Below are 25750 nucleotides of genomic sequence, written 5' to 3'. Positions count from 1 at the left end.
AGGTTCGGCTCCACATCGATGAAGGTCTGTGGGCGATCCTAGTGTCATGCGGTGGGGGCTGTCTTACGTGCGTGCACGCAGGGAAATCTGCTTCAGGTAGGCCTTGGGCGAGAGCCCGGTATGTTCGCGAAAGCACTTGTAGAAGGCCGATAAGGAATTGAAGCCCGCATTGAAAGCCAGGTCTTCGATCGAGGCCTTGAGGCTGTCATCGTCGAGGCTGGCCATCAGGTGTTGCAGACGTGCCTGGTTGACGTAGCGGTAGAAGCTCTGCCCCAGCACCTGGTTGAGCAGGTAGGAGATCTGGTTACGGCTGTAGCCACTGGCGTCGGCGACCTGTTGCAGGTCCAGCTCCGGGTCGAGGTAGGGGCGTTGACGCTGGAAATAGTATTCCAGGTCCTGGGCCATGCTGCTCAACTGGCGTGGTGACAGGCCCAGGCGGCTAGTGGCGGGCCGTGGGCCCGAACGGGGGGTGCTGTCGTTCGAACGGCGCACCAGGGTGGCGTATTCATTGACCCGCCAGATCAGCCCGTCCTTGACGGTGATCGCCTCGCTCGACTGGAAGGCCACCAAGCCCTCACCGCCTTGGACCGTCACTTGATACTGGATGAACGCGGTACAGCCGTCGACGCGGATGCGGTCGCTATGGACGATGTCCTCGTCGGCTTCATGAGGCAGGCAGCCGCGCACGTAGTCGCGCAGCTCATCGAAGCCGAGCACGCGGTTCTGGAAAAAGTCGTGGTACTGGATGTCGGCATGGTACAGCGCCATTACCCCGTCCAGGTCGCGGTGCTTCCAGCACAGGTGGTAGCGCAGTACCGTTTCGGCGGTGAGCGCGGTCTGCTCGGGGCCGTCGGGGAGGGTGCTCGTCGTCATGGACGGGGATAGTGCCTTGACCTGGCCATGGGTGACAAGATCAGGGGGGTGACCATTCGCAGGCTGCCCCAATGCCCGTCAAGGCTTTGCAACTGCCATTTGGGCCACTCCCACAGCACTGGATACCGGCGTGGGAGCGGCCTGGCTTGGACGGCTATGCCGCTCTAGAGAAACTGCTCGGCATAGTGGCAGGCCACCTGCCGCGTGCCCACCTGCCTCAGCGCCGGTATCTCCTTGGCGCAGCGCTCCGTGGCATGCGGGCAGCGCTTGTGGAAGGCACAGCCGTCCGGTGGGTTCAGCGGGTTGGGCAGTTCACCGGCGATGCGGATCTTCGGTTTCAGCGGGTCCGGGTGGATCGCCGGCGTCGCCGACAGCAGCGCCTGGGTATAGGGGTGCAGGGGCTTGTCGTAGATGTCCTGCTTCGGCCCCATCTCCGCTGGCCGGCCCAGGTACATCACCAGCACCTGGTCGGCCACGTGGCGCACCACCGCGAGGTTGTGGGAGATGAACACGTAGGCGGTGTTGAACTCCTTCTGCAGGTCCATGAACAGGTTCAGGACCTGCGCCTGGATCGATACGTCCAGCGCCGAGGTCGGCTCGTCGGCCACCAGCACCTTCGGTTGCAGCATCATCGCCCGGGCCAGGGCGATGCGCTGGCGCTGGCCGCCCGAGAACATGTGCGGGTAGCGCTGGTAATGCTCGGGGCGCAGGCCGACCTGCTGCATCATCGCTTGCACTTTCTCGCGGCGCTCGGCCTTGCTCAGCGAGGTGTTGATCAGCAGCGGTTCGGCCAGCTGATCGCCGATCTTCTGCCGGGGGTTGAGCGAGGCGTAGGGGCTCTGGAAGACCATCTGTACATCGCGGCGCAGTTGCTTGCGCTCGGCCTTGCTGGCCCCCTTGACTTCGGTGCCGGCGATTTGCAGCGAGCCGGCGGTCGGCTCCTCGATCAGGGTCAGGGCGCGGGCCAGCGTGGACTTGCCGCAGCCGGACTCACCGACCACGGCCAGGGTCCTGCCGGCCTCCAGCTCGAACGACACGCCATTGAGCGCGCGCACCAGGGCATGGCCCTTGAACAGGCCACGGGAGACTTCGTAGTGACGGGTCAGTTCACGGGCGGATAGGACGACGGTCATCACGCCACCTCCTGGTTCAGCGGGTAGAAGCAACGCACCAGGCTGTGGGCCTGGGGATCGAGGGGCGGACGCTGCCGGCGGCAGTTGTCCTGGACATATGGGCAACGTGGTGACAGCAGGCAACCCTGGGGCCGGTCATAGCGGCCGGGGACGATGCCGGGCAGGGTGGCCAGGCGTTCGGCACCGATGCTGTGCTCGGGGATGGCCGCCAGCAAGGCCTCGCTATAGGGATGGGCAGGGAGGTCGAACAGCTCTGGCACCTGGCCCACTTCCACGGCTTGCCCGGCGTACATCACGCAGACCCGCTTGGCGGTCTCGGCGACCACGGCCAGGTCGTGGGTGATCAGGATGAGCGCCATGTTGCGCTCCTTCTGCAGGTTCACCAGCAGCTCCATGATCTGCGCCTGGATGGTCACGTCCAGGGCGGTGGTCGGCTCGTCGGCGATCAGCAGCTTGGGTTCGCCGGCAATGGCCATGGCGATCGCCACGCGTTGGCTCATGCCGCCGGATAGCTGGTGTGGGTAGGCATCCAGGCGGCTTTCGGCGGCCGGGATCTCGACCTTCTTGAGCAGCTCCAGGGCCCTCTGGCGCGCGGCCTTGCCCTTCAGGCCCAGGTGTTGGCGTAGCACCTCCTCGATCTGGTAGCCCACGGTGTAGCTGGGGTTGAGCGCGGTCATCGGGTCCTGGAAGACCATGGCGATGTCCTTGCCCACCACCTTGCGCCGCTGGCGGCCGCTGAGGCGCAGCATGTCGGTGCCATCGAAGTTCAGGGCATCGGCGGTGATGCGCCCGGGGGCGTCGATCAGGCCCATCAGGGCCATCATGGTCACCGACTTGCCGGAGCCGGACTCGCCGACGATGGCGAGGATCTCGCCGGCCTCCACCGCAAGGTCGAGGCCGTCCACCACGGGCACGGCATTGGCGTCGCCGAAGCGCACGTTCAGGTTGTCGATCTGCAACAGTGACATGGCGTTCTCCTCAGACGGCGTTCTTGAGTTTCGGGTCCAGCGCATCACGCAGCCCGTCGCCCATCAGGTTGATCGCCAGCACGCTGAGCAGGATGGTCAGGCCGGGCAGGCTCACCACCCACCAGGCGCGTTCGATGTAGTCACGGGCCGAGGCCAGCATGGTTCCCCACTCCGGGGTCGGTGGCTGGACGCCGAGGCCGAGAAAGCCCAAGGCAGCAGCGTCGAGGATCGCCGAGGAGAAGCTCAGGGTGGCCTGGACGATCAGCGGTGCCATGCAGTTGGGCAGCACGGTGACGAACATCAGCCGCGGTAGGCCGGCACCGGCCAGGCGCGCGGCGGTGACGTAGTCGCGGTTCAGCTCGCCCATCACGGCGGCACGGGTCAGGCGCACGTAGGACGGCAGCGAGACGATGGCGATGGCGATCACCGTGTTGATCAGGCCGGGGCCGAGGATGGCGACGATGGCCACGGCCAGCAGCAGCGAGGGCAGGGCCAGCATCACGTCCATCAGGCGCATGATCGAGGGGCCGAGGATGTGCGGGAAGAAACCGGCCAGCAGGCCCAGCAGGATCCCCGGCACCAGCGACATCACCACCGACGACAGGCCGATCAGCAGCGACAGCCGGGCGCCCTGGATCAGTCGCGAGAGCAGGTCGCGGCCGAGCTCGTCGGTGCCGAGGATGAACTGCCAGGTGCCGCCTTCCAGCCATACCGGCGGGGTCAGCAGGAAGTCGCGGTATTGCTCGCTCGGATCGTGCGGGGCGACCCAGGGCGCGAACAGCGCGCAGAACACGATCAGGCACATGAAGGCCAGGCCGGCCACCGCACCTTTGTTGCGTGAGAAGGCCTGCCAGAACTCCTTGTACGGCGAGGGGTAGAGCAGGCTCTGGTCCACCGGGCTGGCCGGCGTGACGGATTTCGCAATCGGGCTAGTCATGACGAGGGCCTCAGCGCTGATGACGGATGCGTGGGTTGGCCAGGCCGTAGAGGATGTCCACGACGAAGTTGACCAGGATCACCAGGCAGGCGATCAACAGGATGCCGTTCTGGACCACGGGGTAGTCACGGGCACCGATGGCTTCGATCAGCCACTTGCCGATGCCCGGCCAGGAGAAGATGGTTTCGGTGAGCACGGCGCCGGCCAGCAAGGTGCCGACCTGCAGGCCGAACACGGTCAATACCGGGATCAGCGCGTTGCGCAGGCCGTGCACGAACACCACGCGGGCGGGCGACAGGCCTTTGGCCCGGGCGGTACGGATGTAGTCTTCGCGCAGCACCTCGAGCATGGAGGAGCGGGTCATGCGGGCGATCACCGCCAGCGGGATGGTGCCCAGCACGATGGCCGGCAGGATCAGGTGCATCACCGCGTCCTTGAAGGCGCCTTCTTCGTCGCTGAGCAAGGTATCGATGAGCATGAAGCCAGTCTTCGGCTCGATGTCGTAGAGCAGGTCGATGCGTCCGGACACCGGGGTCCAGCCCAGGCTCACGGAGAAGAACATGATCAGGATCAGGCCCCACCAGAAGATCGGCATGGAGTAGCCAGCCAGGGAGATGCCCATGACCCCGTGGTCGAACAGCGAGCCTCGCTTGAGCGCGGCGATCACCCCGGCCAGCAGGCCGACGATGCCGGCGAACAGCAAGGCGGCGAAGGCCAGCTCCAGGGTGGCCGGGAACAACGTGAGGAATTCGTTCCACACGCTTTCGCGGGTGCGCAGCGACTCGCCCAGGTCGCCCTGGGCCAGTTTGCCGATGTAGTCCAGGTACTGGACCGGCAGGGGCTTGTTCAGGCCCAGGCGCTCCATGGCCTGGGCGTGCATCTCGGGGTCGACCCTGCGCTCGCCCATCATCACTTCCACCGGGTCGCCGGGGATCAGGCGTATGAGCGCGAAGGTCAGCAAGGTGATGCCGAAGAAGGTCGGAATCAACAGGCCTAGGCGCCGGGCAATAAAACTCAACATCGTCGGGTGTACCTCTCCAGGCGGTAGTACGGTCAGCCCGTCAGGGCAATGCCGCCGGTTCCCCGTGGGCTGCCGGCGGTCGTTGTTGTTCTACTTCACCTTGGTGGTGGCGAAGTTGTTGTTGGTCAGAGGGTTGACCACATAACCCTCCACGTTCTCGCGCATGGCCGTGAACATCTTCGGATGGGCCATGCTGATCCAGGGTTGGTCGTCATCGTACACCGCCAACGCCTCGGCATAGAGCCTTGCGCGCTCGTCGTTGTCGATGACCTCGCGGGCGCGGGTGATCAGTTCCTGGAACTTGGGGTTGCACCAGCGGGCATAGTTCTCGCCGTTGCGGGCCGCCTCGCAACTGAGCAGCGGGCCGAGGAAGTTGTCCGGGTCGCCGTTGTCGCTGGCCCAGCCGGTGGAGACCATGTCGGCCTCGCCCTTCTTGGCGCGGCGTAGCATCTCGGCCCATTCCATCATGCGGATATCCAGCTTGATGCCGATCTCGGCCAGGTCCGACTGGAGCATTTCGGCCGACAGGCGTGGATTGGGGTTGGTCGGACCGCCGCCGTTGCGGGTGAACAGGGTCAGTACCGTGCCCTCTGGCACGCCAGCCTCCTTGAGCAAGGCGCGGGCCTTGTCCAGGTCGCGGGGTGGGTTCCGGTTCTCGTCGTTGAAGCCGATCATGCTCGGTGGGTAGGGGTTGACGGCGACCAGCGCGTTGCCCTGGCCGAACAGTTGGTCGACGTGGGGCGTGCGGTCGAAGGCCATGTTGATCGCCTTGCGTACGCGCACGTCGTTCAGGTACTTGCGCTCGGTGTTCATCGCGATGTAGCCGGTGACCAGGGCCTCGGTCTCGGCGACCTTCAGTTTGGGATCGGTCTTGATCGAGGGCACGTCGTCAGGCTTGGGGTAGAGCGCGACCTGGCATTCGTTGGCCCGCAGCTTCTGCAGGCGCACGTTGTTGTCCGGGGTGATGGCGAAGATCAGGGCGTCGGCCGGTGGCTTGCCGCGGAAGTAGTCGGGGTTGGGCTTGTAGCGGACCTGGGCGTCCTTGTTGTAGCGCTGGAAGACGAACGGGCCGGTGCCGATCGGCTTGCTGTTGAGGTCGCGGGTCTTGCCCGTGTTGAGCAACTGGTCGCCGTACTCGGCGGAGTAGATCGAGGTGAAGGCCATGGCCAGGTCACGCAGGAAGGGCGCCTCCGGACGGGTCAGGGTGATCACCACGGTGTGGTCATCGGTCTTGTCCACCGACTTGAGCAGTTCCTTGAAGGCCATGCTCTCGAAATAGGGGTAGCCGACGCTGGTCTTGTCGTGCCACGGGTGGTTCGGGTCGAGCTGGCGGCGCAGGCTCCACAGCACGTCGTCGGCGTTGAATTCACGGGTCGGCTTGAAGTAGTCGGTGGTGTGGAACTTCACCCCTTCGCGCAGGTGGAAGGTGTAGGTGAGTCCGTCGGGGCTGATCTCCCAGCTTTTCGCCAGCGCCGGCTGGATATCGGTAGTGCCGGGCTTGAAGTCGACCAGGCGATTGAAGATGGCCTCGGCCGAGGCGTCGGCGGTGACGGCGGTGGTGTACTGCACGATGTCGAAGCCTTCCGGGCTGGCTTCGGTGCACACCACCAGCGGCTTGGCCGCGAGGTGGGGCGCGGCGCCGAGGATTACTGCCACCAGGGCGGCACGTAGCGGTAGCGATGTCATGGAACCTCCCTGCAGTTTGTTCCAGCGTAGCTGCCACGGCCCGCACAAGGCAGGCCGTGGCGATACGGGTCAGAGAATGTTGAACGGAATGGTCGTGACGATGCGCAGTTCGTCCAGGCTGCCGTCGGCCTGGGCCTTGCTGGCGCGGTGTGCGGTATAAGTGGCGCGGATGCTGGTGTCTTTCAGCGGCCCGCTCTGCACCGCGTAGCTGGTGCCGATGCCCCACTCGTAGTGAGTCTCCCCGTCCATGCCGTTGACATCATAGGCCGTGCCTCGGTAGTGGGTGCCGTCGATACCCCAGCCGCGAGCGTTGTACACATTGAACTTGAGCCCCGGTACGCCATAGGGCGCCATGTTCAGCACGTAGCTGATCTGCAGGGATTTCTCGTTGGGGCCGTTGAAGTCCGACAGCAGCGAGTTGGCCAGGTAGATGCCGTTGGTCTCGTGCAGGTAGTCGAAGTACTCGTTGCCGTTGACCTGCTGCCAGGAGAAGGTCAGCGAGTGGGCCTGGTGGGTCAGGCCGAGCGACAGGCTGTAGGTGTCGTTGTCGATCTCGCCCATCTTCTTGCTGCCGGCATCCACGGTCTTGTAGTAGTTCAGGCCAGTGGTCAGGCTCAGCACCGCACTGTCGCCCAGCACATGGTTGGCACCGAAGTAGTACTGGTTCCAGAAGTCGTCGACCTTGGTGGCGTAGAGGCTGGTGGTCAGGCTCTTGAACGGCTGGTAGTTGACCCCTGCGGTGCTGGCCCGGTCGGTCTCCACGCCGGTGGCGCTGTATTCGCTGCGGAACTTGCTCAGGCTCTGCTCGGTACGTGGCGAGACACGGTCGAAGGTGCCCAGGTCGAACGACAGGTTGTCGAATTCGGCGCTGTGCAGGAACGCGCCCTGGAAGCTCGACGGCAGGGCACGGTTGCCGATATAGGCGATCATCGGTGTATCGACCGACTGGCGCCCGACGGTGAGGGTGGTGTTGGAGATGCGCGCCTTGATGTTGCCCAGGCCCAGCTTGCTCCACTGGCTGACCACGTCGCCGTCGCTGTCGGTGAGGGTCCGGTTGTTGGGCCCGGCCACTGCCGCGCGGCCTTGCTCCAGGGCGATGGCGTTGTAGCCGGCGGCTTCCACGGCAAAGCCGATCGTGCCCTGGGTGAAGCCGGAGCTGTAGTTGAGGATGGTGCCCTGCACCCAGTTGTCGCGGCTGTGGGTGGCGTGGCGGCTGCCGTCGCTCTTGTAGTACTTGAACAGCGGCGCGCGGGTGGCGCGCTCGCGGGCATACCAGTTGCGTGTGCTGCCGGTCAGGCTCTGGCCGGCGAGGAAACCGCTGGCCTCGTCCTGCTCGCTGCCTGACTTGAGGCTGATCGGGATGAAGTCCTGGCTGGCGGGTTCGGCCTGGGCGGTGGCGCAGAACGCGCCGATGGACAGGGCCAGTGCGGTGAGTGTGGTTCGTCTCAAGATGAAAGCTCCCTTTCTTTTTTTTTTAGTTATCACCCGGGCCTCGTGAGCCGGATGTCGTTGCGGTGACGCGGTGTTGCACAGGTTTGCCGCGGGATCGCCGGGCAAATTCGGGAAGACTCAGGAGGTATGTGGCGCGGCTGCTTTCAGTGCCGCCCAGCCCTGGCCTCTTCGCGGGCAAGCCCGCTCCCACAAGCACTGCGTGGGAGTGCGGGGCAGGGATGTTCAATCAACGCTCACGCCCGAGAAGTCGTTGCGTCCGAAAGGGCTGACCTTGAAGTCGACGACCTTGGCGCTGATCGGCTGGTTGACCGTGGAGTGGGCCACCGGCGTGATCGGCACCTGTTGCTTGAGGCGCTGCTGGGCTTGTTGGTAGAGGGCGGTGCGCTGCTCGCGGTCGGTCACCTGCTTGGCCTGCTTGACCAGGGTGTCGTACTCCTGGTCGCACCATTGGGAGTAGTTGTTGCTGCCGATGGCGTCGCAGCTGTACAGGGTACCCAGCCAGTTGTCCGGGTCGCCGTTGTCGCCGGTCCAGCCGATCAGGGCGATGTCGTGTTCGCCGTTCTTCATGCGCTTGAGGTATTCGCCCCACTCGTAGCTGACGATGCGCACCTTCAGGCCGACCTTGCCCCAGTCGGCCTGGAGCATTTCGGCCATCAGCTTGGCATTGGGGTTGTAGGGGCGCTGCACCGGCATGGCCCACAGGGTGACCTCGGTGCCTTCCTCGACCCCGGCGGCCTTGAGCAGGGCACGGGCCTTGTCCGGGTCGAAGCCGGCGTCCTCGATGCTGTCGTCGTAGGACCACTGGGTCGGCGGCATGGCATTGACCGCCAGTTGCCCAGCTTCTTGGTAGACCGCCTGGACGATCGCCTGCTTGTTCACCGCCATGTCCATGGCCTGGCGTACTTCCAGGCGATCGAAAGGCGGGTGCTGGGTGTTGTAGGCGATGTAGCCGAGGTTGAAGCCTGGCTTCTGCAGGATCTGCAGCGAGCTGTCGGCCTTCAGGGTCGGCAGGTCGGCCGGGCGCGGATGGAGGGTGACCTGGCACTCGTTGCGGCGCAGCTTCTGGATGCGTACCGACGGGTCGATGTTGATGGAGAACACCAGGTTGTCGATCTTCACCTCTTGCGCTGCCCAGTAGTCCTTGTTGCCCTTGTAGCGGATCTGCGAATCCTTCTGGTAGCGCTGGAACACGAAGGGGCCGGTGCCGATGGGTTTCTGGTTGATGTCGCTGGGCCGACCCTGGGCCAGCAGGTAGTCGGCGTATTCAGCGGAGAGGATCGAGGCGAAGCTCATGGCCAGGTTCTGGATGAATGCGGCATCGACGGTATTGAGGGTAAAGGTCACGCTCAGCGGGCCGCTCTTCTCGATGTGGGCGATGTTCTTGTCCAGGCCCATGCTGACGAAGTAGGGGAACTCGGTGGGGTAGGCCTTGCGGAACGGGTGCTGCCTGTCGAGCATGCGCTGGAAGGTGAACAGCACATCGTCGGCGTTGAAGTCGCGGCTTGGCGTGAAGTCCTTGTTGCCGTGGAACTTCACCCCTTCGCGCAACTGGAAGGTGTAGCGCTGGCCATCCTCGGACACCTGCCAGGCGGTGGCCAGGGCCGGCTGCACGGCGGTGCCGCCACGCTCGAACTCGACCAGGCGGTTGTAGATGGGCTCGGCGGCGTCGTTGTCGGTGGCACTGGTGTACTGGGCCGTGTCGAAACCGGCCGGGCTGCCTTCGGAGCAGAACACCAGGTTCTTGGCGAGCAGGGTCGGGGCCTGGGGTAGCAGGCCGAGGCCGAGCAGGGTGGCGAGCAGTGTGGCGTGGCGCATGGCGAATCCTTGTCCATTGGTTTTCGCCGGCCCAGGCAGCAGGCGCGGCAACAGGAGCCCGACCCGCTGCGGATGGCAGCGGGAGGACGTTTGGTCTGTAGTGCGTGGGTGGCGCGAGGGGCCGCCGGCCGGTCAGGCCAGCGGCGCAGGGGCTTGCCCTATTTCTCCACGCTCACGCCGTAGAAGGAGTTCAGGCCGAAGGGGCTGATCTTGAAGTCCTTCACCTTGGCGCTCATCGGCTGGTACACGGTGGAGTGGGCGATGGGGGTCAAGGGCACCTGTTCCTTGAGGATGTGCTGGGCCTTCTGGTACAGCTCGGTGCGCTTGGCCTGGTCGGAGGTCGCCTTGGCTTGCTTGATCAGGTCGTCGTAGGGCTTGTAGCACCACTTGGAGAAGTTGTTGCCTTCCAGGGCATCGCAGCCGAACAGCACGCCCAGCCAGTTGTCTGGGTCGCCGTTGTCGCCGCTCCAGCCGATCAGCATGGCGCCGTTCTCGCCGCCCTTGGAGCGCTTGATGTACTCGCCCCACTCGTAGCTGACGATCTTGGCCTTGATGCCGACCTTGGCCCAGTCGGACTGCAGCATCTCGGCCATCAGCTTGGCATTGGGGTTGTAGGGGCGCTGCACCGGCATGGCCCACAGGGTGATCTCGGTACCGTCCTTGACCCCGGCCTCCTTGAGCAGGGCCTTGGCCTTCTCCGGGTCGTAGGGGGCGTCCTTGATGCTGGTGTCGTAGGACCACTGGGTCGGTGGCATGGCGTTGACGGCCAGCTGGCCGGCGCCCTGGTACACCGAGTCGATGATCTGCTGCTTGTTCACCGCCATGTCCAGGGCCTGGCGCACCTTGAGCTGGGCCATGGGGTTGGGCTCGTTGCTGCCCTTGATCTTGTCCATCACGTTGTAGGCGATGTAGCCGAGGTTGAAGCCGGCCTGTTCAGGCATCTGCAGCTTCGGGTCTTTTTTCAGCGGCTCGATGTCGGCCGGGCGAGGGAACAGCGTGACCTGGCATTCGTTCTTTTTCAGCTTCTGCATGCGCACCGAGGCATCGGTGCTGATGGCGAAGATCAGGTTGTCGATCTTGACGTCCTCGGGTTGCCAGTAGTCCTTGTTGCCCTTGTAGCGGATCTGCGCGTCCTTCTGGTACTTGCTGAACACGAACGGGCCAGTGCCGATCGGCTTCTGGTTGATGTCGGCGGCCTTGCCCTGCTTGAGCAACTGGTCGGCGTATTCGGCGGACTGGATCGAGGCGAAGCTCATGGCCAGGTTCTGGATGAAGGCGGCATCGACGTCGTTGAGGACGAAGCGCACGGTGTGCTCGTCGAGCTTCTCGATACGGGCGATGTTCTTGTCCATGCCCATGTCGGTGAAGTAGGGGAACTCGGTGGGGTAGGCCTTGCGGAAGGGATGGTCCTTGTCGAGCATGCGGTTGAAGGTGAACAGCACGTCATCGGCGTTGAAGGGACGGGTCGGCTTGAAGTAGTCGGTGGTGTGAAACTTGACGCCTTCACGTAGGTGGAAGGTGTAGGCCTTGCCATCCTCGGAAACCTCCCAGCGGGTGGCCAGGCCGGGAATGACCGCGGTGCCCCCGCGTTCGAACTGGGTCAGGCGGTTGAAGATGGTTTCGGCCGAGGCATCGAAGTCGGTTCCGGTGGTGTATTGGCCTGGGTCGAAACCGGCCGGGCTGCCTTCGGAACAGAACACCAGGTTGGTCGCGGCGAGGGCGGTGGGTGTGCCGGCTAGCAAGCCTGCGCCGACCAGGAACGGAATGACTGCGTGTTTGAGCATGGTGGCCTCATTGTTGTCATTTTTCGATTGAGGCGGCCTCGTGAGCCGACCTGGGGATACTTATGCAGGGGGTATTCCCAATGCAACAGGGAGGAGGATAGTTGGCGTCAAAAGTGTGGTACGGACGTACATGGATGTCGCATTCGTGTAACTTTTTACGAAGTTGAACGTTTGCGTGGCGTGGAAGGGTGAGATTTTCAAGATATTTCGCACTAAATGGGGCAAGCGGATGCACCGGTTTAGAGCGTAGGAAACGGCTGAACTGGGTATAGGTTTTCGGCTACAAGGGGGAGGGAGAGAGGGGCGGTTGGGGCTGGCCGGCCAGGCTTAGGGCCGCTTCGCGCCCCATCGCGGGCAAGCCCGCTCCCACATGATCCTGCAAACCGCATCATTGGCGGTCGATTCGGACCCTGTGGGAGCGGGCTTGCCCGCGATGGGGCGCGAAGCGGCCCCAAGACAGCTTGCCTGACCGCATTGGGCTTCGCTCCCGAAGCGGCCCTCGGCTATCAGGGCATCTGCACTTCGATCAAGCCATCGGCGTTCATGCTGACTTCGCTGGTGCCGGCCTCGATGTCCGGTGCTGGTGCCGACTCGTCGGCGATCATGGCCTTGGCGGCCATCGGTGCGCTGCGCAGGTACGGGCGCGGGTAGCCGCTGCTGTTGAGGTTCAGGCTGACGACCTTGTAGCCCGTGCCGCCGAGCGCCTCGGTAGCCAATTGAGCGCGGGCCTTGAAGGCGTTGACGGCATCCTTGAGCAGCGCGTCTTCGCTGGCCTTGCGGGTGGCCGGGGCGATGGAGAAGTCCATGCCGCCCATCTTCAGGTCCTGCAGCAGTTCACCGGTGAGCTTGGACAGGGCCGGGAAGTCGGCGCTCTCCAGGCGCAGTTCGGCGCGCTCGCGCCAGCCGGTGATCTTCTGGCCCTTGCTGTCGTAGACCGGGTAGCTGTTGCGGCTGCCCTGGCTGATCTTCACCTCCTTGACCTGGCGAGCCTGTTGCACGGCCTTGTTCATGGTCTCGGTGATCTGCTTGGCGAGCTTGCCGGGGTCGCTGTTCTGGGCTTCGCTGTACAGGGTCACGACCATCAGGTCGCGCGCCACTTCCTTGCTGACTTCGGCACGCAGCGACACTTGGTTGTAGCGCGGTGCCTCGGCCGCCAGCGTGGGCAGGCTGGCGAGCAGGCCACAGGACAGGATCAGGGCTGTGCCGCGACGAGGGATTTGCATGTAGGGCTCCTTGGCAATGAAATGCATGGTCCATCAGACCGGAAACAGTGTAGTGGGTTCATGGGGCGACTCCGAGCTTCAATCTCCGAGCGCCGCGCTTCAAGCTGCAAGCTGGATCCGAGTGTGGCGCTTTGCCGCATCGCTGCAGCGGGGCGCCTGGCTTCGGTATACTCCAGCCGTTTTCCCTGGAGCACTCATCAGGAGAGCTCATGCTCGCCGTCGCACACCCGCTGTCCGCCACCCGCCAGAACCTCTGGCGCCTGACCTTCATTCGCATCCTGGTCCTGGCCGCCCAGGCCGGCTCCGTAGGCGTGGCCTACTGGACCGAACTGCTGCCGCTGCCCTGGTTCTCCCTGGCGGTGACCCTGGCCCTGTCGTCCCTGCTGTGCGCCTTCACCGCCCTGCGCCTGCGCCTGTCGCTGCCGGTCACCGAGTTCGAATACGCCTTCCAGCTGGCCTGCGACCTGCTGATCCACAGCGCCTTGCTGTATTACTCGGGTGGCTCGACCAACCCCTTCGTCTCCTATTACCTGGTGCCCCTGGCGATCGCCGCGGTGACCCTGCCGTGGATCTACTCGCTGGTGCTTTCCGGCATCGCCCTGGCGGCCTACAGCCTGCTGCTGGTGCAGTTCTACCCGCTCGAGACCCTGCCGCTGGCGCGGGACAAGATGCAGGTCTACGGCATGTGGTTGAGCATCGCCCTGGCGGCGGGGGTGATCACCTTCTTCGCCGCGCGCATGGCCGAGGAGCTGCGCCGGCAGGAGCAGTTGCGCGCCGAGCGCCGCGAAGAGAGCCTGCGTGACGAGCAACTGCTGGCCGTGGCCACCCAGGCTGCCGGGGCGGCCCACGAACTGGGCACGCCGCTGGCGACCATGAGCGTGCTGCTCAACGAGATGCGCCAGGACCATACCGACCCGCAGTTGCAGGAAGACCTCATGGTGCTCCAGGACCAGGTCAAATTGTGCAAGGAGACCTTGCAGCAACTGGTGCGTGCCGCCGAGGCCAACCGGCGCATGAGCGTGGTGGAGCAGGAGGTGACCGTCTGGCTCGACGAGGCGCTCAACCGTTGGCACCTGATGCGTCCGGAGGCCAGCTACCGTTTCCAGCGCCTGCGCGACGGCGAGGTGCCGCGCCTGACCCCGCCCCCAGACCTGACCCAGGCCCTGCTGAACCTGTTGAACAACGCTGCCGACGCCTGCCCGGACGACCTGGAGGTACGCCTGGACTGGGACGACCAGGACATCCTCATCAGCATCCGCGACCATGGGCCGGGCGTGCCCGTGGCCATCGCCGAGGCGATCGGCAAACCCTTCTTTACCACCAAGGGCAAAGGCTTCGGCCTGGGCCTGTTCCTGAGCAAGGCCAGCGTGACGCGTGCTGGCGGCTCGGTGAAACTCTATAGTCATGAACAGGGCGGCACCCTTACCGAGCTGCGCCTGCCCCATGGCAAGCGAGGAGATGAACGATGAGCGAAGAAAACCAGGTCGAGGGCGAAGAGCTGCCACACCTGCTGCTGGTGGACGACGACGCCACCTTCACCCGGGTCATGGCCCGTGCCATGAGCCGTCGCGGTTTCCGCGTGAGCACTGCGTCCTGCGCCGAAGAGGGGCTGGTGCTGGCCAAGCAGGATGTGCCGGACTACGCGACCCTGGACCTCAAGATGGAAGGCGATTCGGGGTTGGTGCTGTTGCCCAAGCTGCTGGAGCTGGATCCGGAGATGCGGGTGCTGATCCTCACCGGCTACTCGAGCATCGCCACGGCGGTCGAGGCCATCAAGCGCGGAGCCTGCAACTACCTGTGCAAACCGGCTGACGCGGACGATGTGGTGGCGGCGTTGCTGTCCGAGCATGCGGACCTGGATTCGCTGGTGCCGGAGAACCCGATGTCGGTGGATCGGCTGCAGTGGGAACATATCCAGCGGGTGTTGGCCGAGCACGATGGCAATATCTCCGCGACCGCGCGGGCGCTGGGGATGCATCGGCGTACGCTGCAGCGCAAGTTGCAGAAGCGGCCGGTACGGCGCTGAAGCCGAGGGTTCGATTCGCGGAGCGTCGGCTGGCTGTTGGGGCTGCAAGGCAGCCCCGATGTGCGCCCCGCCTGGCTCACCCTGTACCCAGCAGCAAAACCTGAAGAAGTCACAGCAAGATCCCCGCAAAACCTGACAGGTCGCGTATCATTAGCCCCCTAACGGCAACCCCTCAGGACCTGCAATGCTCGCCCTCTTCATCCAGACGCTGAACATCACGGCCCCGGTGTTCGCCATGCTGTTCATGGGCGTGCTTCTCAAGCGTATCCGGCTGATCGACGACAATTTCAACAAGGTCGCCTCGACCTTGGTCTTCAACGTCTGCATGCCGGCCCTGCTGTTCCTCGGCATCTACCACGCCGACCTGGCCGCCGCGGTCAAGCCTGGGGTCCTCCTGTATTTCGTCGCCGCGACCCTGCTCAGCTTCGCCATTGCCTGGGGCCTGGCGATCTGGCGCTGCCCGCCGGCCGATCGCGGCATCTATACCCAGGGTGCGTTCCGCGGCAACAACGGGGTGATCGGCCTGGCCCTGGCGGCGAGCCTGTATGGCGACTACGGCATCTCCCTGGGCGCGGTGCTCGCCGGCCTGGTGATCCTCATGTACAACTCGCTGTCGGTGGTGGTCCTGGCGGTCTACAGCCCGGACCTGAAGTCCGACCCCTGGAGCCTGTGCAAGAACATCTTCAGCAACCCGTTGATCCTCAGCGTACTGGTGGCCACGCCCATGGCCTACGGCCAGGTGCCACTGCCCAATTGGTTGCTGACATCCGCCGACTACCTGGCCCAGATGACCCTGCCCCTGGCGCTGATCTGCATCGGTGGCACCCTGTCGCTGGCGGCCTTGCGCGACAGTGGCAAGCTGGCCATCGACGTCAGCCTGGTGAAGATGGTCTGGCTGCCGCTGTTGGGTACCCTGGGCGCCTGGCTCTGCGGTTTCCGTGGCGCCGAACTGGGCATCCTGTTCCTCTACATCGGCAGCCCGACGGCAGCGGCGAGCTACGTCATGGCGCGGGCGGCCAACGGCAATCACCAGTTGGCGGCCTCGATCATCGTGATCACCACGCTTTTGGCGGCAATCACTACCAATATCGGCATTTTTATCTTGCAGTGGGGCGGATGGATCTAGATCCTCGACTGCCGACAACACCAACAACACTGCCTCCTGACCTGAGGACACTTCATGCAAGACCAGCGTACGCCCGAGCAGTTGCAGCGCGGGCTGAAGAATCGCCATATCCAGCTCATCGCACTGGGTGGCGCCATCGGCACCGGGCTGTTCCTGGGTATCGCCCAGACCATCCAGCTGGCCGGCCCGTCCGTCCTGCTGGGCTACGCCGTGGCCGGCCTGATGGCCTTCCTGATCATGCGCCAGTTGGGCGAGATGGTGGTCGAGGAGCCGGTCGCCGGTAGTTTCAGCCACTTCGCCCACCAATACTGGAGCGAGTTCGCAGGCTTCGTCTCGGGCTGGAACTACTGGGTGGTGTACGTGCTGGTGGGCATGGCCGAGCTGACCGCGGTCGGCATCTACGTGCAGTACTGGTGGCCGGGCTTCCCCACCTGGGCCACGGCGGCGATCTTCTTCGTGGTGATCAACGCGATCAACCTGACCCAGGTGAAGGTGTATGGCGAGCTGGAGTTCTGGTTCGCCCTGGTCAAGGTGGTGGCCATCGTCAGCATGATCGTCTTCGGTGCCTGGCTGCTGGGCAGTGGCCAGGGCGGGCCGGACGCCAGCGTGGCCAACCTGTGGCAGTACGGTGGCTTCTTCCCGAATGGCGTCACCGGCTTGATCATGGCCCTGGCGGTGATCATGTTCTCCTTCGGTGGGCTGGAGCTGGTGGGGATCACCGCTGCCGAAGCGGACAACCCGCGTGTGAGCATCCCGAAGGCCACCAACCAGGTGGTCTACCGCATCCTGATCTTCTACATCGGCGCCCTGGCGGTGCTGCTGTCGCTGTATCCGTGGCAGAAGGTGGTGCAGGGCGGCAGCCCGTTCGTGATGATCTTCCATGAACTGGACAGCGACCTGGTGGCCACCGTGCTCAATGTCGTGGTGCTTACTGCGGCCTTGTCGGTCTACAACAGCTGCGTGTACTGCAACAGCCGCATGCTGTTCGGCCTGGCGACCCAGGGCGATGCGCCGCGCCAGTTGCTCAAGGTCAACCGCCGTGGCGTGCCGCTGGCGGCGCTGGGCGTCTCTGCCGTGGCCACCGGCCTGTGCGTGGTGATCAACTACCTGATGCCGGGCGAAGCCTTCGGCCTGCTGATGGCCCTGGCGGTGTCGGCGTTGGTGATCAACTGGGCGAGCATCAGCATCACCCACCTGAAGTTCCGCAGGGCCAAGCTGGCGGGGGGCATCGTGCCGTTCTACCGCAGCTGGGGGCATCCGCTCACCAACTACTTGTGCCTGGCGTTCATCGCGCTGATCCTGGTGGTGATGTACCTGACGCCGCCGATCCGCATCTCGGTGATGTTGATTCCGCTGTGGATCGCGGTGCTGTGGGTGGCGTTTCGTCTGAAGAAGCAGCGCCAGCTCGTCAGGGGCTGATCTGTTCTTTCACGGTGGAGCATTCGCGGGCTTGCCCGCGAATGGCGCGCCGCGAAAATCAGGCTGGGTAGCTGTCGATCACTTCCTGTGCCGCGCGGAACGCGTCGATCGCCGCCGGCACCCCCGCATAGACCGCGCAGTGCAGCAGCGCCTCGCGGATTTCCTCCACCGTGCAGCCGTTGTTCAGTGCGCCACGCACATGACCCTTGAGCTCTTGCGGGCACTTCAAGGCCGTCAGCGTGGCCAGGGTGATCAGGCTGCGGGTCTTCAGCGCCAGTCCTTCGCGGGCCCAGACGCTACCCCAGGCGTGCTCGTTGACGAAGTCCTGCAGGGGTTGGGTGAAGTCGGTGGCATTGCCCAGGGCACGGTCGACGAAGGCGTCGCCCATTACCTGGCGGCGGATCTGCTCGCCGGATTTGCGTGTGTCAGCCATGTTGTTTTCCTTAGTGTTGGCGGCGCCAGGCGCGCAGGGTCGTGTACAGCAAGAGCACCCCGAGCACCGGCATCACGTAGAACAGCATCAGTTTTTCCAGGCGACCGGCCAGCGGCATGCCAGTGGTGAAGGCCACCACGTGCAGACCATAGGCCAGGTACAGGCAGAGGAATACCAGGCCTTCGGCGCGGGTGACTCGATAGCCGGAGTAGAACACCGGCAGGCTCAGCGCGGCCACCCCGAGCATCACCGGCAGGTCGAAGTCCAGGGCGTTGGGCGAGATCGACAGCGGTTCGGGGGTAACCAGCGCGGTCAGCCCCAGCACTGCCAGCAGGTTGAACAGGTTGCTGCCGATCACCGTACCCACCGCGATCTCCCGCTCCCCGCGCAGGGCGGCCACCAGGGCGGCAGCCAGCTCTGGCAGGGAGGTGCACACGGCGACCACGGTCAGGCCAATGATCCGCTCGGACAATCCCAGGTCCGTGGCCACCTCCACCGAGGCCTCCAGCAGCAGGTGGCCGGCCAGGCTCAGGAGAACCAGGCCGAGCAGGACCTGCAGCGTCGCAGCGCTCCAGAAGCGCCCTGCGCTGGTGTGTACCGCCTCGGGCGCCGGGTAGGTACGGGCGTAGTGGCGCGACTGATGCCAGAGCATCCCCAGGTAGCCCAGCAGGCCAAGCAGCAGCAACAGGCCTTCCAACCGGCCGAACTGGCCGTTGGCCGCCAGCAGGTAGACCAGGCCGCTGGCGACGATCATCAATGGAATGTCCAGGCGCACCAGTTGCCTGGACACACGCAACGGGATGATCAGCGCAGCCAGGCCCAGGATCACCAGGACATTGAAGATGTTGCTGCCGATCACGCTGCCCACGGCGACATCCGGTGCACCCTGGTAGGCCGCCTGCAGGCTCACGGTGAGCTGCGGCGCGGTACTGCCGAACGCCACCAGGCTCAGGCCGATGATCAGCGGTCGTACATGCAGGCGCAGGGCCAGGCGCACGGCGGCGCGCACCAGCAGCTCGGCGCCGATCACCAGCAACACGAGGCCCAGGCCCAGTTGCAGGAGGCTGAAGGTGGGGAGGGTGGCCAGGTCGAAAATGGTCGAGACTCCTGTCGGCTCAGTTGCTCAGACCTTGTACCCGGACGCGCGCCGTTCCGCTACGGAGCATGCCGATTTTTTCTGCCGCGGCGCGCGACAGGTCGATCAGCCGGCCGCGAGTGTGCGGACCGCGGTCGTTGATGCGCACCACCACGCTGCGCTGGTTGGCAAGGTTGGTGACCCGCACCCGGCTGCCGAAGGGCAGGCTGCGGTGGGCGGCGGTCAGGCCGTGCTGGTTGAAGGGTTCGCCGCTGGCGGTGCGCTTGCCGTGGTGGCGTGAGCCGTACCAGGAGGCCGTGCCGGACTGGTCGTAGCCGCGGGGGTCGATGTCGTGGCTGGCGCAGCCGGCCAGCAGGAAGAGGAGCGCCAGGGCGCTGAGGGCGTGTCTTGTCAAGTCGAAGGCTCCGAGACTGCATCCTTTGCGGCCCATCGCGGAGCGAGCCCGCTCCCACTGGTTCCCGAAAGGCCCAGGGGGCGGGGAACCTGTGGGAGCGGGCTCGTCCCGTGAACGAGGGCGGGGCCCTCGTCGGGCTACAGGGGTAAAACGATTACCCTTCGAGCTTGGCCTTGAGCAATTGGTTCACTTGCCCCGGGTTGGCCTTGCCCTTGGAGGCCTTCATCGCCTGGCCGACGAAGAAGCCGAACATCTTGCCGCGCTTGGCCTCGTCGGCGGCGCGGTACTGTTCGACCTGCTCGGCGTTGGCGGCGAGCACTTCGTCGAGCATCTTGTCGATCGCGCCGGTATCGGTGACCTGCTTGAGGCCGCGGCTCTCGATGATGCTGTCGGCGTCGCCTTCACCGGCGGCCATGGCCTCGAACACGGTCTTGGCGATCTTGCCGCTGATGGTGTTGTCGCGGATGCGCAGCAGCATGCCGCCGAGCTGCTCGGCGCTGACCGGCGCCTGGTCGATCTCCACGCCCAGCTTGTTGAGCAGGCTGCCCAGCTCGACCATCACCCAGTTGGCGGCCAGCTTGGCGTCGCCGCCGATGCTGGCGACCTTCTCGAAGTAGTCGGCCTGCTCGCGGCTGGCCGCCAGCACGTTGGCATCGTAGGCCGACAGGCCGTACTGGCTCTGGAAGCGCTCGACCTTCTGTTGCGGCAGCTCCGGCAGGCCAGCGCGGACGGTTTCCAGGAAGCTGTCCTCGATGACCACCGGCAGCAGGTCCGGGTCGGGGAAGTAACGGTAGTCGTTGGCTTCCTCCTTGCTGCGCATGGAGCGGGTCTGGTCCTTGTTCGGGTCGTACAGGCGGGTTTCCTGCACCACCGTGCCGCCGTCCTCGATCAGGTCGATCTGGCGCTGGATCTCGTAGTTGATCGCTTTCTCGATGAAGCGGAACGAGTTGACGTTCTTGATCTCGCAGCGGGTACCGAACTCGGCCTGGCCCTTGGGGCGTACCGAGACGTTGCAGTCGCAGCGCAGCGAGCCCTCGGCCATGTTGCCGTCGCAGATCCCGAGGTAGCGCACCAGGGCGTGGATCGCCTTGACGTAGGCCACGGCCTCCTTGGCGCTGCGCATGTCCGGCTCGGACACGATCTCCAGCAGCGGGGTGCCGGCGCGGTTCAGGTCGATGCCGGTGGAGCCGCTGAAGTCTTCATGCAGGCTCTTGCCGGCGTCTTCCTCCAGGTGCGCGCGGGTGATGCCGACGCGCTTGATGGTGCCGTCCTCCAGGGCGATGTCCAGGTAGCCCTTGCCGACGATCGGCAGGTCCATCTGGCTGATCTGATAGCCCTTGGGCAAGTCGGGGTAGAAGTAGTTCTTGCGCGCGAACACGTTGCGCTTGCCGATCTGGGCATTGATCGCCAGGCCGAACATGCAGGCCATGCGCACGGCTTCCTGGTTGAGCACCGGCAGCACGCCGGGCATCCCCAGGTCGACCAGGCTGGCCTGGGTGTTCGGCTCGGAGCCGAAGGTGGTGGCGCTGCCGGAGAAGATCTTCGACTGGGTGGCGAGCTGGGTATGAATCTCCAGCCCGATCACAACTTCCCATTGCATGTGTGAATTCCTCAGAAGCCGTTGGGGGCGCGGGTGTGCCAGTCGGTGACTTGCTGGTAGCGGTGCGCGACGTTGAGCAGGCGGCCTTCCTGGAAGTACGGGGCCAGCAACTGCACGCCCACCGGCAGGCCATCGACGAAGCCGGCGGGCATCGACAGGCCCGGCAGGCCCGCCAGGTTGGCGGTGATGGTGTAGACGTCCTCGAGGTAGGCGGCGACCGGATCGCTGCTCTTGGCGCCGAGCTTCCAGGCTGGGTTCGGCGTGGTCGGGCCAAGGATCAGGTCGACCTCTTCGAAGGCGGCCATGAAGTCGTTCTTGATCAGGCGGCGGATCTGCTGCGCCTTGAGGTAGTAGGCGTCATAGTAGCCAGCCGACAGGGCATAGGTGCCGACCATGATGCGCCGCTGCACCTCGGCGCCGAAGCCTTCGCCACGCGAGCGCTTGTACAGGTCGGTGAGGTCCTTGGGCGCCTCGCAGCGATAGCCGAAGCGTACGCCGTCGAAGCGTGACAGGTTGGAGGAAGCCTCTGCCGGGGCGATCACGTAGTAGGCCGGGATGGCGTGCTGCATGTTCGGCAGGCTGATTTCCTTCACCACCGCGCCGAGCTTTTCCAGCTCCTTGACGCTGGCCTGGACCAGGTCGGCGATGCGCGAGTCGAGGCCGGCGCCGAAGTATTCCTTCGGCAGGCCGATGCGCAGGCCTTCCAGCGAGCCGTTCAGCGCGGCGCTGTAGTCCGGTACCGGCTCGTCGATGCTGGTGGAGTCCTTGGCATCGAAGCCGGCCATGCCTTGCAGCAGCAGGGCGCAGTCCTCGGCGGTGCGCGCCATCGGGCCGCCCTGGTCGAGGCTCGAGGCGTAGGCGATCATGCCCCAGCGCGAGACGCGGCCGTAGGTCGGTTTGAGGCCGGTGAGGTTGGTCAGGGCCGCCGGCTGGCGGATCGAGCCGCCGGTATCGGTGCCGGTGGCGGCCGGCAACAGGCGCGCGGCCACGGCGGCAGCCGAGCCGCCCGACGAGCCGCCAGGAACGTGCTCGAGGTTCCACGGGTTCTTCACCGCGCCGTAATGGCTGGACTCGTTGGCCGAGCCCATCGCGAACTCGTCCATGTTGGTCTTGCCCAGGGTGACCATGCCGGCTTCGGCCAGCTTGGCGACCACGGTGGCGTCATAGGGCGCCTTGAAGTTGTCGAGCATCTTCGAGGCGCAGCTGGTGCGGATGCCTTGGGTGCAGAACAGGTCCTTGTGGGCGATCGGCGCACCGAGCAGGGCGCCGCCCTCGCCGGCGGCGCGGCGGGCGTCGGCGGCACGGGCCTGTTGCAGGGCCAGCTCCTCGGTGACGCTGATGAAGCTGTTGATCTGCGGGTCGAGTTGCTGGATGCGCGCCAGCAGGGCGGCGGTCAGCTCTTCGGAGGAAAACGACTTGTCGGCGAGTCCGCGGGCGATCTCGGCCAGGGTCAATTGATGCATGGCAGGCTCTATCCCTTACTCGATGACTTTCGGAACCAGGTACAGACCGTTCTCGGTCGCCGGGGCGATGGCCTGGTAGGCATCGCGCTGGTTGCTTTCGGTGACCTGGTCGGGGCGCAGGCGCTGGCTGGCCTCCAGGGGGTGGGCCAGGGGTTCGATACCGCTGGTGTCGACAGCTTGCATCTGGTCGACCAGCCCGAGAATACTGTTCAAGGCATCGGTAATGCGTGGCAGTTCGCCTTCATTCAGGCCCAGGCGGGCCAGATGGGCGATCTTTTCCACGTCGCAGCGTTGAAGCGCCATGGGGATCTCCAGGAGAAACGGAACGGATGGGGTCCGCGATGAGGAACATGCCGGCATTCTGGCGGTCATACGGCCGCGATCATCTGCTGGCGTGCTCGGAAAAACTGCCAATTTAACATATTGGCTCCTTGCCCAAAATCCCTGCCATTGTTAGAGTTTGCCGCACTTTTTTACCCACGCTTTGCCTAGGGTCACTTTCCCATGTTCAAGAAACTGCGTGGCATGTTTTCCAGCGATCTGTCCATCGACCTGGGGACTGCCAACACCCTTATTTACGTGCGTGAGCGCGGTATCGTCCTGAATGAGCCCTCGGTCGTTGCCATCCGTACCCACGGCAACCAGAAAAGCGTCGTCGCAGTCGGTACCGAGGCCAAGCGCATGCTGGGTCGCACGCCCGGCAACATTGCCGCCATTCGTCCGATGAAGGATGGCGTGATCGCCGATTTCAGCGTTTGTGAAAAAATGTTGCAGTACTTCATCAACAAGGTCCACGAGAACAGCTTCCTGCAGCCCAGCCCACGCGTGCTGATCTGCGTACCGTGCAAGTCGACCCAGGTCGAGCGCCGCGCCATTCGCGAGTCGGCCCTGGGTGCCGGTGCCCGTGAAGTGTTCCTGATCGAAGAGCCGATGGCCGCCGCCATCGGTGCCGGCCTGCCCGTTGAAGAGGCCCGCGGCTCGATGGTCGTCGACATCGGTGGCGGTACCACCGAGATCGCCCTGATTTCCCTGAACGGCGTCGTCTACGCCGAGTCCGTGCGGGTCGGCGGCGATCGTTTCGACGAAGCCATCGTCACCTACGTGCGCCGCAACTACGGCAGCCTGATCGGCGAGTCCACCGCCGAGCGCATCAAGCAGGAAATCGGCACCGCCTACCCGGGCGGCGAAGTCCGCGAAGTCGACGTGCGTGGCCGCAACCTGGCCGAAGGCGTGCCGCGTGCCTTCACCCTCAACTCCAACGAAGTGCTCGAGGCCTTGCAGGAGTCGCTGGCGACCATCGTCCAGGCGGTCAAGAGCGCCCTGGAGCAGTCGCCGCCCGAGCTGGCCTCGGACATCGCCGAGCGCGGCCTGGTGCTGACCGGTGGTGGCGCCCTGTTGCGCGACCTGGACAAGCTGCTGGCCCAGGAAACCGGCCTGCCGGTGATCGTCGCCGAAGACCCGCTGACCTGCGTCGCCCGTGGCGGTGGCCGTGCGCTGGAAATGATGGACAAGCACGCCATGGACCTGCTCTCCAGCGAGTGAGCCCAGGCGCTGTCCGTCACCTGGCAGTGTCAACGCCCGGTTTACAGGTAGCACCCGCAGTGCTACCTGTATGTGCTGGGCTGGCGTCCGTCCGGGCGTCGTTTCCGTCAACCCGCAAGCAGGCCGGTGCATTGCCCCATGTCCAATGACCTCCTGAAACGTCGTCCACGAGGAACGGCCCATTAAACCGCTTTTCTCCAAGGGCCCTTCGCTGGGCGTTCGTCTGCTCGTGCTGGTGGTGCTGTCGGTCGCGCTGATGGTGGTCGACTCGCGCTTTGCCGTGCTCAAACCGGTGCGCAGCCAGATGGGGCTGGTGCTGATGGAGTCCTATTGGGTCACCGACCTGCCGCAACGCCTGTTTCAGGGCGTGGCCAGCCAGTTCGGCAGCCGCACCGAACTGATCGCCGAGAACGAGAAACTCAAGACCGAGGCCCTGCTGCTGCAGGGGCGCCTGCAGAAGCTGGCGGCCCTGACCGAGCAGAACGTGCGCCTGCGCGAGCTGCTCAACTCCTCGGCGCTGGTCAACGAGAAGGTGGAGGTGGCCGAGCTGATCGGTGTCGACCCCAACCCCTTCACCCATCGCATCCTGATCAACAAGGGCGAGCGCGACGGCGTGTTCCTCGGCCAGCCGGTACTCGACGCCCGTGGCCTGATGGGCCAGGTGGTCGAGCTGATGCCCTACACTTCGCGGGTGCTGCTGCTGACCGATACCACCCATAGCATCCCGGTGCAGGTCAACCGCAACGGTTTGCGCGCCATCGCCAGCGGCACCGGCAACCCGGAGCGCCTGGAGCTGCGTCATGTGGCCGACACCGCCGATATCAAGGAAGGCGACCTGCTGGTCAGCTCCGGCATGGGCCAGCGCTTCCCGGCCGGCTACCCGGTGGCCACGGTCAACGAGGTGATCCACGACTCCGGCCAGCCGTTCGCCATCGTCCGCGCCATTCCCACCGCAGCGCTCAACCGTAGCCGCTACATGCTGCTGGTATTCAGCGACCGGCGTTCGCCGGAACAGCGTGCCACGGAGGCGGCGATCGCCCAGGAAGAGGCTGACCGCAAGGATGCGGCAGGCAACGGCCAGGCCACGGGCGACGGTGGGCAGGGCACGCCTGCCCCGTCCGCCACCACGCCGGGCGCCGTACCCGCCGCGCCGGCAACCCCCGCCCCCGCCGCCCCAGGCGCGGCCCCTGTCAGCCCGGCAGCGGCCCCCGCGGCGCCGAATACCCCCGGGAGAGAATGATGGCAGGTTCGCGCAGCAAGAACGGCTGGGCCATCTGGCTGACCTTCGTGATCGGCCTGTTGCTCAGCGTGTCGCCCATGCCCCAGTTCATGGAAGTGTTCCGGCCCATGTGGCTGGCCTTGCTGGTGTCCTTCTGGGCCCTGGCGGTGCCGCACAAGGTCGGCATGACCACGGCCTTCGTCCTGGGCCTGGCCGAGGACGTCCTGTATGGCACCTTGCTGGGTCAGAACGCCCTGATCCTGACCCTGATCACCTTCCTGGTGCTGTCGCTGCAACAGCGCCTGCGTATGTTCCCCATGTGGCAGCAGAGCCTGGTGATCCTGGTGATCTTCGGTATCGCCCAACTGATCCAGCTGTGGCTCAGCGCCCTGACCGGCAATCGCTTGCCGACCCTGGCGCTGGTCTGGTCGGCGGTGATCAGCGCGTTGCTCTGGCCATGGATCAGCTTCGCCCTGCGCGATCTGCGCCGCCGCCTGCACATCAACTGACGGCCATCATCGCCGCTGACAGGGAGATGTC

At 65.1% G+C, this 25750-nt stretch carries 23 protein-coding genes; 7 read left to right on the top strand and 16 right to left on the bottom strand.

What is annotated here, in order from left to right:
- Positions 1 to 63: 63 nt before the first annotated feature.
- The 10 genes from WCE05_RS01480 to WCE05_RS01435 form a co-directional block, all read right to left on the bottom strand.
- Positions 64 to 873: an AraC family transcriptional regulator gene (locus WCE05_RS01480; RefSeq protein WP_225788642.1), complete on the bottom strand. Its 810-nt coding sequence runs from the start codon at positions 871 to 873 to the stop codon at positions 64 to 66.
- A 164-nt stretch (positions 874 to 1037) separates the two neighbouring features.
- Positions 1038 to 2006 (bottom strand): peptide ABC transporter ATP-binding protein, encoded by a 969-nt coding sequence (locus tag WCE05_RS01475; protein ID WP_225788643.1) that lies wholly within the window; start codon positions 2004 to 2006, stop codon positions 1038 to 1040.
- On the bottom strand, positions 2006 to 2974 hold the full coding sequence (locus WCE05_RS01470; RefSeq protein ID WP_225788644.1) for an ABC transporter ATP-binding protein: 969 nt from the start codon (positions 2972 to 2974) through the stop codon (positions 2006 to 2008). Before WCE05_RS01470 ends, WCE05_RS01475 begins: the two co-directional genes overlap by 1 nt.
- A 10-nt stretch (positions 2975 to 2984) precedes the next feature.
- On the bottom strand, positions 2985 to 3911 hold the full coding sequence (locus tag WCE05_RS01465; RefSeq protein WP_225788645.1) for an ABC transporter permease subunit: 927 nt from the start codon (positions 3909 to 3911) through the stop codon (positions 2985 to 2987).
- A gap of 10 nt (positions 3912 to 3921) precedes the next feature.
- Positions 3922 to 4932 (bottom strand): ABC transporter permease subunit, encoded by a 1011-nt coding sequence (locus tag WCE05_RS01460; RefSeq protein WP_060515691.1) that lies wholly within the window; start codon positions 4930 to 4932, stop codon positions 3922 to 3924.
- Positions 4933 to 5022: 90 nt separating this feature from the next.
- Positions 5023 to 6618 (bottom strand): ABC transporter substrate-binding protein, encoded by a 1596-nt coding sequence (locus WCE05_RS01455; RefSeq protein ID WP_225788646.1) that lies wholly within the window; start codon positions 6616 to 6618, stop codon positions 5023 to 5025.
- Between the two features lie 69 nt (positions 6619 to 6687).
- Positions 6688 to 8067 carry an OprD family porin gene (locus tag WCE05_RS01450; protein WP_225788647.1) on the bottom strand — a complete coding sequence of 460 codons (1380 nt, stop codon included), beginning with the start codon at positions 8065 to 8067 and terminating at the stop codon, positions 6688 to 6690.
- Between the two features lie 225 nt (positions 8068 to 8292).
- Positions 8293 to 9885: an ABC transporter substrate-binding protein gene (locus tag WCE05_RS01445; protein WP_368815339.1), complete on the bottom strand. Its 1593-nt coding sequence runs from the start codon at positions 9883 to 9885 to the stop codon at positions 8293 to 8295.
- Positions 9886 to 10043: 158 nt separating this feature from the next.
- The gene (locus WCE05_RS01440) at positions 10044 to 11669 is read right to left on the bottom strand and encodes an ABC transporter substrate-binding protein (protein WP_225788649.1); all 1626 of its coding nucleotides are present in this window, start codon (positions 11667 to 11669) and stop codon (positions 10044 to 10046) included.
- 506 nt (positions 11670 to 12175) lie between these two features.
- Positions 12176 to 12892 carry an SIMPL domain-containing protein gene (locus WCE05_RS01435; RefSeq protein ID WP_225788650.1) on the bottom strand — a complete coding sequence of 239 codons (717 nt, stop codon included), beginning with the start codon at positions 12890 to 12892 and terminating at the stop codon, positions 12176 to 12178.
- A 209-nt stretch (positions 12893 to 13101) separates the two neighbouring features.
- Here WCE05_RS01435 and WCE05_RS01430 point away from each other — a divergent pair, with 209 nt between their 5' ends.
- The 4 genes from WCE05_RS01430 (at position 13102) to WCE05_RS01415 (ending at position 17463) form a co-directional block, all read left to right on the top strand.
- On the top strand, positions 13102 to 14361 hold the full coding sequence (locus WCE05_RS01430) for an ATP-binding protein (RefSeq protein WP_225788651.1): 1260 nt from the start codon (positions 13102 to 13104) through the stop codon (positions 14359 to 14361).
- Positions 14358 to 14918: a response regulator transcription factor gene (locus WCE05_RS01425; RefSeq protein ID WP_225788652.1), complete on the top strand. Its 561-nt coding sequence runs from the start codon at positions 14358 to 14360 to the stop codon at positions 14916 to 14918. Before WCE05_RS01430 ends, WCE05_RS01425 begins: the two co-directional genes overlap by 4 nt.
- A gap of 184 nt (positions 14919 to 15102) precedes the next feature.
- Positions 15103 to 16044, top strand: a complete 942-nt coding sequence (locus WCE05_RS01420; RefSeq protein WP_225788653.1) for an AEC family transporter — start codon at positions 15103 to 15105, stop codon at positions 16042 to 16044.
- A 54-nt stretch (positions 16045 to 16098) separates the two neighbouring features.
- Positions 16099 to 17463: an amino acid permease gene (locus WCE05_RS01415; RefSeq protein WP_225788654.1), complete on the top strand. Its 1365-nt coding sequence runs from the start codon at positions 16099 to 16101 to the stop codon at positions 17461 to 17463.
- Positions 17464 to 17521: 58 nt separating this feature from the next.
- Here WCE05_RS01415 and WCE05_RS01410 read toward each other — a convergent pair whose 3' ends face one another.
- The 6 genes from WCE05_RS01410 to gatC all read right to left on the bottom strand — a co-directional run bounded on the left by WCE05_RS01410 (position 17522) and on the right by gatC (position 22752).
- Positions 17522 to 17896: a carboxymuconolactone decarboxylase family protein gene (locus WCE05_RS01410; protein WP_225788655.1), complete on the bottom strand. Its 375-nt coding sequence runs from the start codon at positions 17894 to 17896 to the stop codon at positions 17522 to 17524.
- A 10-nt stretch (positions 17897 to 17906) separates the two neighbouring features.
- Complete coding sequence (locus tag WCE05_RS01405) at positions 17907 to 18950, bottom strand: calcium/sodium antiporter (RefSeq protein WP_225788666.1); 1044 nt, start codon at positions 18948 to 18950, stop codon at positions 17907 to 17909.
- Between the two features lie 61 nt (positions 18951 to 19011).
- Positions 19012 to 19422, bottom strand: a complete 411-nt coding sequence (locus WCE05_RS01400) for a septal ring lytic transglycosylase RlpA family protein (RefSeq protein ID WP_225788656.1) — start codon at positions 19420 to 19422, stop codon at positions 19012 to 19014.
- Positions 19423 to 19540: 118 nt separating this feature from the next.
- Positions 19541 to 20986, bottom strand: coding sequence for an Asp-tRNA(Asn)/Glu-tRNA(Gln) amidotransferase subunit GatB (gene gatB, locus WCE05_RS01395; protein WP_253081373.1), 1446 nt, complete (start codon positions 20984 to 20986; stop codon positions 19541 to 19543).
- An 11-nt stretch (positions 20987 to 20997) separates the two neighbouring features.
- Positions 20998 to 22449 carry an Asp-tRNA(Asn)/Glu-tRNA(Gln) amidotransferase subunit GatA gene (gatA, locus tag WCE05_RS01390; RefSeq protein ID WP_225788657.1) on the bottom strand — a complete coding sequence of 484 codons (1452 nt, stop codon included), beginning with the start codon at positions 22447 to 22449 and terminating at the stop codon, positions 20998 to 21000.
- Between the two features lie 15 nt (positions 22450 to 22464).
- Positions 22465 to 22752, bottom strand: coding sequence for an Asp-tRNA(Asn)/Glu-tRNA(Gln) amidotransferase subunit GatC (gene gatC / locus WCE05_RS01385; protein ID WP_225788658.1), 288 nt, complete (start codon positions 22750 to 22752; stop codon positions 22465 to 22467).
- A gap of 201 nt (positions 22753 to 22953) precedes the next feature.
- Between gatC and mreB the strand changes: the two genes are divergently transcribed.
- The 3 genes from mreB to mreD all read left to right on the top strand — a co-directional run bounded on the left by mreB (position 22954) and on the right by mreD (position 25719).
- A complete protein-coding gene (gene mreB / locus WCE05_RS01380) occupies positions 22954 to 23991 on the top strand; it encodes a rod shape-determining protein MreB (RefSeq protein WP_003255163.1) in 1038 nt (345 codons plus the stop codon).
- A 181-nt stretch (positions 23992 to 24172) separates the two neighbouring features.
- Positions 24173 to 25231 carry a rod shape-determining protein MreC gene (mreC, locus tag WCE05_RS01375; protein ID WP_317246584.1) on the top strand — a complete coding sequence of 353 codons (1059 nt, stop codon included), beginning with the start codon at positions 24173 to 24175 and terminating at the stop codon, positions 25229 to 25231.
- Positions 25231 to 25719 (top strand): rod shape-determining protein MreD, encoded by a 489-nt coding sequence (gene mreD, locus WCE05_RS01370; RefSeq protein WP_225787456.1) that lies wholly within the window; start codon positions 25231 to 25233, stop codon positions 25717 to 25719. The genes mreC and mreD overlap by 1 nt, the downstream gene beginning before the upstream one ends.
- The last annotated feature ends 31 nt before the right edge of the window (positions 25720 to 25750 follow it).

The sequence above is a fragment of the Pseudomonas sp. I2 genome, assembly GCF_040984075.1.
Classification (GTDB): domain Bacteria; phylum Pseudomonadota; class Gammaproteobacteria; order Pseudomonadales; family Pseudomonadaceae; genus Aquipseudomonas; species Aquipseudomonas guariconensis_B.
Note: the sequence above shows the minus strand (reverse complement) of the source record. Positions and strands in the feature narration are given on the sequence as shown.

Excerpts from the sequence above, each read along its gene's own strand:
- WCE05_RS01455 (WP_225788646.1), bottom strand. The coding sequence starts at position 6,618 with ATGACATCGCTACCGCTACGTGCCGCCCTGGTGGCAGTAATCCTCGGC.
- WCE05_RS01440 (WP_225788649.1), bottom strand. The coding sequence starts at position 11,669 with ATGCTCAAACACGCAGTCATTCCGTTCCTGGTCGGCGCAGGCTTGCTA.
- WCE05_RS01480 (WP_225788642.1), bottom strand. The coding sequence starts at position 873 with ATGACGACGAGCACCCTCCCCGACGGCCCCGAGCAGACCGCGCTCACC.
- gatC (WP_225788658.1), bottom strand. The coding sequence starts at position 22,752 with ATGGCGCTTCAACGCTGCGACGTGGAAAAGATCGCCCATCTGGCCCGC.
- WCE05_RS01415 (WP_225788654.1), top strand. The coding sequence starts at position 16,099 with ATGCAAGACCAGCGTACGCCCGAGCAGTTGCAGCGCGGGCTGAAGAAT.
- WCE05_RS01475 (WP_225788643.1), bottom strand. The coding sequence starts at position 2,006 with ATGACCGTCGTCCTATCCGCCCGTGAACTGACCCGTCACTACGAAGTC.
- mreD (WP_225787456.1), top strand. The coding sequence starts at position 25,231 with ATGGCAGGTTCGCGCAGCAAGAACGGCTGGGCCATCTGGCTGACCTTC.
- mreB (WP_003255163.1), top strand. The coding sequence starts at position 22,954 with ATGTTCAAGAAACTGCGTGGCATGTTTTCCAGCGATCTGTCCATCGAC.
- WCE05_RS01420 (WP_225788653.1), top strand. The coding sequence starts at position 15,103 with ATGCTCGCCCTCTTCATCCAGACGCTGAACATCACGGCCCCGGTGTTC.
- WCE05_RS01435 (WP_225788650.1), bottom strand. The coding sequence starts at position 12,892 with ATGCAAATCCCTCGTCGCGGCACAGCCCTGATCCTGTCCTGTGGCCTG.
- WCE05_RS01430 (WP_225788651.1), top strand. The coding sequence starts at position 13,102 with ATGCTCGCCGTCGCACACCCGCTGTCCGCCACCCGCCAGAACCTCTGG.
- WCE05_RS01445 (WP_368815339.1), bottom strand. The coding sequence starts at position 9,885 with ATGCGCCACGCCACACTGCTCGCCACCCTGCTCGGCCTCGGCCTGCTA.
- WCE05_RS01470 (WP_225788644.1), bottom strand. The coding sequence starts at position 2,974 with ATGTCACTGTTGCAGATCGACAACCTGAACGTGCGCTTCGGCGACGCC.
- WCE05_RS01410 (WP_225788655.1), bottom strand. The coding sequence starts at position 17,896 with ATGGCTGACACACGCAAATCCGGCGAGCAGATCCGCCGCCAGGTAATG.
- WCE05_RS01465 (WP_225788645.1), bottom strand. The coding sequence starts at position 3,911 with ATGACTAGCCCGATTGCGAAATCCGTCACGCCGGCCAGCCCGGTGGAC.
- WCE05_RS01425 (WP_225788652.1), top strand. The coding sequence starts at position 14,358 with ATGAGCGAAGAAAACCAGGTCGAGGGCGAAGAGCTGCCACACCTGCTG.
- WCE05_RS01460 (WP_060515691.1), bottom strand. The coding sequence starts at position 4,932 with ATGTTGAGTTTTATTGCCCGGCGCCTAGGCCTGTTGATTCCGACCTTC.
- gatA (WP_225788657.1), bottom strand. The coding sequence starts at position 22,449 with ATGCATCAATTGACCCTGGCCGAGATCGCCCGCGGACTCGCCGACAAG.
- WCE05_RS01400 (WP_225788656.1), bottom strand. The coding sequence starts at position 19,422 with ATGGGCCGCAAAGGATGCAGTCTCGGAGCCTTCGACTTGACAAGACAC.
- gatB (WP_253081373.1), bottom strand. The coding sequence starts at position 20,986 with ATGCAATGGGAAGTTGTGATCGGGCTGGAGATTCATACCCAGCTCGCC.